The organism is Aeromonas sp. s11, assembly GCF_040907945.1.
GTDB lineage: Bacteria > Pseudomonadota > Gammaproteobacteria > Enterobacterales > Aeromonadaceae > Aeromonas > Aeromonas veronii.
This window is the reverse complement of the sequence record NZ_JBFOCU010000047.1, coordinates 21149-27808: the sequence shown is the minus strand read 5'-3', so window position 1 is coordinate 27808 and position 6660 is coordinate 21149. Positions and strand designations below refer to the sequence as shown.

Sequence of the window (6660 nt, the reverse complement as noted above, 5' to 3'; positions counted from 1 at the left end):
ACTCAGAAGTGAAACGCGGTAGCGCCGATGGTAGTGTGGCATTCGCCATGCGAGAGTAGGACACTGCCAGGCACCCAATTAAACAGCGATGTGAAGAATCACGTCACTGGCTGCGAGGATGACACCTCATAAGAAGCAGCAGACAATTTAGCGCAAGCTAACCGAATGCGGAGCGGTAGTTCAGTCGGTTAGAATACCGGCCTGTCACGCCGGGGGTCGCGGGTTCGAGTCCCGTCCGCTCCGCCACTAATTTGAAGGCCTTCCCAGATGGGAAGGCCTTTTTGCTATGGGCGGTTTTTGCCCAGTGGCCCACAGATTTGCGCACAGGAACTAACACAAAGCTCGCTCTCACGGCCGGGCTTTGATGTTTTTAGCCTGCTGGTGAGCTGCCGATATACCGCCACGATGGCAATACCTTCCCCTATTGGCGTTCTTGCTACTATTTCCGCCTCTGTATCACAGCACATCCCATCTTGGCCATATTGTTCCGCTGCGAGCTGATAGAGCTTGAGGATTAAATCAGGCCATATTGCAACGGTACGTCATCGCTTCCACTTGTTTGTGTAATCCCCTTTTTTGCTTATGGATTTATTCCATTAAAACAGTCTCTTATCAAGAATGAGCGATTCTGCTGCAGGAATACCATACAAATCAAATGATAATGATTATTGTTTGAATGATCGTGGCGGGGTCGTTACAATGCGGGTTGATTAATAAAGTGCTTTTCAAATGAGCCTTTTCTAATGCTGCGCCTGGCCGGATGCTAGGGCGTTGTAATGAGTGAAGTAAGGGAATACGTCACCTTCCTACTAAAATGTTCAGGCTAAAACATGACAACAGTGAAACCGAACAAGCTTGCCTTGCTGATCTGCTCCCTTCTTGCGACCCAGGCCTATGCTGCCGAACAAGAGGTGATGGTCGTCACCGCTTCTGGCTTCCAGCAGAAGATTGAAGACTCTGCCGCCTCCATCTCCGTGATTACCCGTGAGCAGCTGGAAAAGCGGGCATATCGCGATGTGACCGATGCCCTGAAGGATGTGCCCGGTGTTGTGGTGACTGGCGGTGGCAGCAGCAGTGATATCAGCATTCGCGGTATGGGGTCGAAATACACTCTGATGCTTGTTGATGGCAAGAAGGTGGATAGCCGTGGCACTCGCCCGAACAGCGATGGTCCGGGTATCGAGCAGGGCTGGTTGCCACCACTGCAGGCGATTGAGCGCATTGAGGTCGTCCGTGGCCCCATGTCATCCCGTTATGGTTCCGATGCCATGGGGGGCGTGATTAACGTGATTACCCGCAAGACCACCGGCCTGGCCTGGCAGGGCTCGGTTCATGCTGATTCAACCTTCCAGGAGAACAAGGATGCCGGCAACAGCTTCCAGACCGATGCCTATACCGCAGGTTCACTGATCGATGGCGTGTTGGGCCTGCGTTTCAATGGTCAGCTCGCCCATCGTGGTGAAGACAAATTTATCCAGGGTTTTGCCGAGCAGGAGACTCGCAGTGGCACGGCGGTGCTCAGCTTCAAGCCTGATGACCATAACCGCTTCGATCTGGAAGCCAGTCGCAGTCTGCAGGATCGGGATCGCACGGCCGGCAATTCGCTGGCTGCCAAGGCGAAAGATAGCCTTAACCGATACGAGCGCACCAACTATGCGTTGACCCATGATGGTCAGTATGATTTCGGCTCTTCCAGCAGCTATCTGCAGCAGGAGACCAACACCAACCCCGGCCGCAAGATGGAGCTTACCAACACCATCGCCGATACCCATACCCAGTTTATTCTGGGTGATCACTACCTGAGTGTCGGTGGTCAGTATCGCTATGAGGATCTGCACGATCAGGGCAATACCCTGAAAGTGGCCAACCCTGCCGAGCAGCTGACCCGCTGGAGCTGGGCGATGTTTGTCGAGGATGAGTGGTCACTCACTGACAGCTTTGCCCTGACCGGTGGCGCCCGCATGGATCGGGATCAGAATTACGGCTCTCACTGGAGCCCGCGCCTCTACGGAGTTTGGCATCTGGATGACAGTTGGACCCTGAAAGGAGGCGTATCGACCGGTTACCGCTCTCCTGACTTGCGGATGTCGGCGGCCAACTGGGGTCAGGTCACCGGTGGTGGCAGCCTGGATGGCATGCTGGTCGGCAACCCGGACCTCAAACCCGAGACCAGCGTGAGTGAAGAGATTGGCCTGCTGTGGAACGGTCATCAGGGCTTCAACGCCGGGGTTACCCTGTTCAACACCGACTTCAAGAACAAGATCTCCGAAGTGCGTCGCTGCACCAGCAAGAGTGATCCCGCCTGTAGCCTCAATGGTCACAGCTATGACTTCATCAGTGATCGGGTCAACGTCGACAAGGCGAACATGCGCGGTGTCGAGGGGATGATGGATTGGGCCATCAATGAGGATTGGTCGGTCAGCTCCAGCTACACCTTTACCCAATCCGAGCAGAAGAGTGGTCCACTGGCGGGTCATGCCCTCAACCAGATGCCCCGTCACATGTTCAACGGCAGTGTTGACTGGCAAACCACCGAGGATCTCAGCCTCTGGTCACGGGTCAACTTCCGTGGCGAGACCTCCGAATACCTGAGCCGGGTCAAGATGGCGGAGGGGACTCCTTCCTACACCTTCTTTGATATGGGCCTGGTCTACAAGGCCAACGAGCATCTGGATCTGACCGCCGGGGTCTACAACCTGTTCGACAAGACGGTAGATTACAGCAGCTATGGCACTGTGCTGGATGGTCGCCGCTACAACCTGGGCGTGACTTACAACTTCTGATAGGGAACCTGTCATGCGGCCGCCATCTTCCGATGGCGGCCGTTTTTATTGCGTGTCCGTCAGGGGACTATGCCTGATAGGGGGCGGCTCGCCAGGTATTGCGTCCCAGTCCCTTGGCCTGATACATGAGGGCGTCAGCCTGCCGCAGTAGCTGGTCGGCATCAGCCTCTCTCTCTGCGGCGACCCAGACTGCCCCGGTGCTGATGGAGAGGGTCACCTCGCCGCTGCTGGTGTGCAGGGTCTGCCGGTTGATCTCCAGGCAGATACGCTCGGCCCATTGATCTGTCTCTGCCAATGTGGCCAGCGGCAGCAGCAGGCAAAACTCCTCGCCGCCGATGCGAGCCAGCAGAGCCTCTTCGGGCAACAGGTTGGTCACAGTCGTGGCCAGCTTTTCCAGCAACAGATCCCCGATGCCATGACCAAAGCGGTCATTGGTCTCCTTGAAGTGATCCACATCGAACAGCAGCAGAGCACAGGGCTCCCCGCTTGCCAGCCGTTGTTCCATGGCGGGCATGAATGCCCGTCGGTTGAGCAGGCCGGTCAGGGGGTCGGTACTGGCTTGTTTCTCCAGTCTGGCGTTGGCGCGGCTCAACTCGGTGGTGCGGCTGGCAACAGCGCGGCGTAGTTGCACTATGTAGGCCACCATGATTAACACTCCGGCAAACAGTAGCCAGGGACCGAGATGGATGGGGTAGACGGTTTCGACATGCATCCATTTGCGGATAACCCGCTCCCGATCGCTCTCTTTGAGCTTGGCGAACCCCTCTTCCAGCCGGTTTAACAGGGCAAGGTCGCCCTTTTTCACTGCAAAGCGGATCTGGTCGGTATAGAGGTGGCGAACCGGAATAAAGCGGGTGGGATCGTCCGAGGTATAGATGTAGAAGTTGGCGACCTGCAGATCGGCGATAAAGGCTTTTATGTCGCCCCGAAAGGCTGCCGCCAGCAGGGTGTCATTGTCATTGAAGGTCTGCAGTCTGGTGCCGGGAAAGTAGCGTCTGGCGTAATACTCCTCGTAGCCACCGGCTACCACACCGACCGTTTCATGGAGCAGGTAGTAATGTACATCGGTGCCGCGCAGTTCGCTCGAGAAGAAGAGTTGGGAGTCGAGCTGGGCGAGAGGCCGGCCATAGTCGAACAGTTTGTCCCGCTCCGGTGACCAGAGCAGTCCGGCGTGAACGTCGGCTTTCCCCTCATGGAGCAGGTCGAGGGAGCCCTGCCAGTCGACCAGCCTGAACTCGATCTTCTGGCCGGTGACCCTGGCATATTCACGCCACAAATCGATCAGCAGGCCATCCGGCTGGCCCGACTCATTGATATAGGAGAAGGGCTGCCAGGCTTTGGAGTTGGTAATGATGATCGGCTCTTCCGGGGCTTTGGCCCAGGCAGGTAGAGCAAGGGCGAGCAGCAGGAGCCCCCACCCGATACTGACTATGACTCCTGTCCTGGAAGAGGCCATCCTTGCTCCAATCCGTTGCCGTATACCGTCCCGTGGTCATCGATTATCACCGCCTTTCTGATCGAAGAACAAGCGCCAAAATGATGAAGTTTGCATGATGCAAATGGCGCCATGACAAGGCTGGCGGATAGAGTAACTACTTACAGCGGCAGGCTGATCCGCGCCTCCAGTCCCCCCTGTGGCCGATTGAGCAGGGTCAGCTCGCCGCCGTGCTGATGGACCAGAGTGCGGGCAATGGAGAGCCCGAGCCCCACGCTGCCTGACTCGGTGTTGCGCGCCTCGTCGAGCCGCACGAACGGTTTGAACACATCCTCGAGCCGCGCCGGATCGATCCCCGGCCCATTATCGCAGACCCGGATCAACAGCTCCTCCTTGCGTCGCTCCAGCGACACTTCGGCGCTGCCGGCATATTTGATGGCGTTGCCGATCAGGTTCTGCAGCACCCGGCGCAGGGTGTTGGCCCGACAGGCGTAGACCTCTTTGCCCTCCGCCAGACAGGTGACCGGCTGGCCGGTATCGGCATAGTCATCGCACAGGCTGACCAGCAGACTCACCAGATCCAGTTCGCGAGTGGCTTCCTGCTGCCCCTCCTCGCGAGCAAAGCTGAGGGTCGCGGCCAGCATTTGCTCCATCTGTTGCAGGGTCTGCTGGATGCGCTCCTTGTCCTCACCATCGGCCAGAAATTCGGTGCGCAGCCGCAGGCTGGTGATGGGGGTGCGCAGATCGTGGGAGATGGCCGCCAGCATCCGGGTTCTGTCCTGCACGAAGCGGTCTAGCCGGGTGTGCATCCGGTTGAAGGCCTGAATCGATTCGCGGATCTCGGTCGGCCCCTCCTCTTTCAAGGGCTCGATATCCTCGCCCCGTCCGAGCCGCTCCGCATTGCCTGCCAGCTGCTTGAGTGGGCGGGTGGCACGGCGAAACAGCAGCACCATCAGTCCGATCACCAGACTGGCGACCAGCATCAGGTTGAGGGTGGTCTGCCACGACCAGCTGCCCGCCTCCTTGTCGACCAGCGAGCTGAACTGCAGCCAGCCCCCCTGCGGCAGTTCGATGGAGCCATAAAGCCGCATATCCCGTGGTGGGGGCGGCCCCTTGCGATCCCGCATCATGCGGGCGTGATGTTCCCACGCCTTGCTGCGCTGGTTATCCTCTTTCAGCTCGGCGCTGATCTCGACGGTGAGGCCGGGGGGGTAGTTGAGGCGCGAGCGCACCAGCTGCTCGAAGCGGGGGCTGCGGTTATCCGGTTGCAGCGGTTCGTCGGAGAGGCGCAGCAGCAGGGTCTCGCTGCGGCTCGCCTTGAGGATCTCGTCATAGAGGGACGGGGGAGAGAGGGAGAGCAGTCTGACCACCGAGATGATCCGCTGCATGGCGTTGCGGCTGTTGACGAAGCCGAGCGCCTCCTCCCGATCCGTGCGGTAGATCTGGATGCTGAGCAGCTGGATCAGGATCAACCCTGCCAGCGCCACCAGAATGATCTGGCCGGTCAGCCCCTTGGGCCACATCCGTGCCCACAGTCGTCGCAAGGTACCCACTGCTTAAACCTGCGTCACATCGGCCGAGAACATATAACCTCCACCCCAGATGGTCTTGATCAGCTCCGGATTCTTGGGATCCCGCTCCAGCTTGCGGCGCAGGCGGCTTACCAGAGTATCGATGGCGCGATCGAAGGCTACCGCCTCGCGGCCACGGGCCAGATCCAGCAGTTGATCCCGGCTCAGCACCCGTTGCGGGCGTTCGAGAAACACCTTGAGCAGATCGAATTCGGCGGTGGAGAGGCTCAGGCCCACCCCATCCTCATCGACCAGCTCCCGGCGATTGACGTCGAGCAGCCAGCGATCGAAGCGCAGATCCCGGGTCAGGGTTTCGGCGGCGGGCTGGGTGTCGGCCTGGGTGCGGCGCATCACCGCCTTGATGCGCGCCAGCAGCTCGCGCGGATTGAAAGGCTTGGCCAGATAGTCGTCGGCCCCCATCTCCAATCCGATGATGCGGTCGGTCTCTTCTCCCATAGCAGTCAGCATGATGATGGGCAGGTTCGATTTGACCCGCAGCTCGCGGCAGAGGGTCAGGCCATCTTCACCCGGCATCATCAGATCCAGCACCAGCAGGTCGAACTCCCGCTCCTCCAGCAGCCGCTTCATCTCCTTGCCATCCCGGGCACAGCTGACTCGCAGGCCGTGCTGTTCCAGAAAGCGCTTCAACAGATCGCGGATCTCGCTGTGATCGTCGACCACCAGAATGTGGGTGTTGCCCTGGTTCATGAATACCTCCCCTGCTTGGCGTTGGCACGAGTATACGAAAATCCGCCCGGCGGTTTGTGTCAAAGTGTGCCAGATCCGCACGATGCCACACTCTGCTACAAAAAAGGGCGATGCTGGCAAAGTTCAGACACCGATAGGGTGTTTACTTGAGGGCAAGGCAAGA

General features: G+C 58.7%; 4 protein-coding genes and 1 tRNA gene. 2 read left to right on the top strand and 3 right to left on the bottom strand.

Annotated features, from left to right (window positions below; translation table 11 throughout):
* Positions 1 to 169: 169 nt before the first annotated feature.
* Both AB5Y84_RS13235 and AB5Y84_RS13230 read left to right on the top strand, forming a co-directional pair.
* A tRNA-Asp gene (locus AB5Y84_RS13235) sits at positions 170 to 246 on the top strand.
* A 584-nt stretch (positions 247 to 830) separates the two neighbouring features.
* The gene (locus AB5Y84_RS13230) at positions 831 to 2783 is read left to right on the top strand and encodes a ligand-gated channel protein (protein WP_005336544.1); all 1953 of its coding nucleotides are present in this window, start codon (positions 831 to 833) and stop codon (positions 2781 to 2783) included.
* Positions 2784 to 2850: 67 nt separating this feature from the next.
* Here AB5Y84_RS13230 and AB5Y84_RS13225 read toward each other — a convergent pair whose 3' ends face one another.
* From AB5Y84_RS13225 to AB5Y84_RS13215, 3 genes are all read right to left on the bottom strand, one after another.
* Positions 2851 to 4239, bottom strand: coding sequence for a transporter substrate-binding domain-containing protein (locus tag AB5Y84_RS13225; RefSeq protein ID WP_368177126.1), 1389 nt, complete (start codon positions 4237 to 4239; stop codon positions 2851 to 2853).
* 140 nt (positions 4240 to 4379) lie between these two features.
* The gene (locus AB5Y84_RS13220) at positions 4380 to 5741 is read right to left on the bottom strand and encodes an ATP-binding protein (RefSeq protein ID WP_005356852.1); all 1362 of its coding nucleotides are present in this window, start codon (positions 5739 to 5741) and stop codon (positions 4380 to 4382) included.
* Positions 5742 to 5774: 33 nt separating this feature from the next.
* Positions 5775 to 6497 (bottom strand): response regulator, encoded by a 723-nt coding sequence (locus AB5Y84_RS13215; protein WP_040068709.1) that lies wholly within the window; start codon positions 6495 to 6497, stop codon positions 5775 to 5777.
* Positions 6498 to 6660 lie beyond the last annotated feature (163 nt).

Excerpts from the sequence above, each read along its gene's own strand:
- AB5Y84_RS13230 (WP_005336544.1), top strand. The coding sequence starts at position 831 with ATGACAACAGTGAAACCGAACAAGCTTGCCTTGCTGATCTGCTCCCTT.
- AB5Y84_RS13225 (WP_368177126.1), bottom strand. The coding sequence starts at position 4,239 with ATGGCCTCTTCCAGGACAGGAGTCATAGTCAGTATCGGGTGGGGGCTC.
- AB5Y84_RS13220 (WP_005356852.1), bottom strand. The coding sequence starts at position 5,741 with ATGTGGCCCAAGGGGCTGACCGGCCAGATCATTCTGGTGGCGCTGGCA.
- AB5Y84_RS13215 (WP_040068709.1), bottom strand. The coding sequence starts at position 6,497 with ATGAACCAGGGCAACACCCACATTCTGGTGGTCGACGATCACAGCGAG.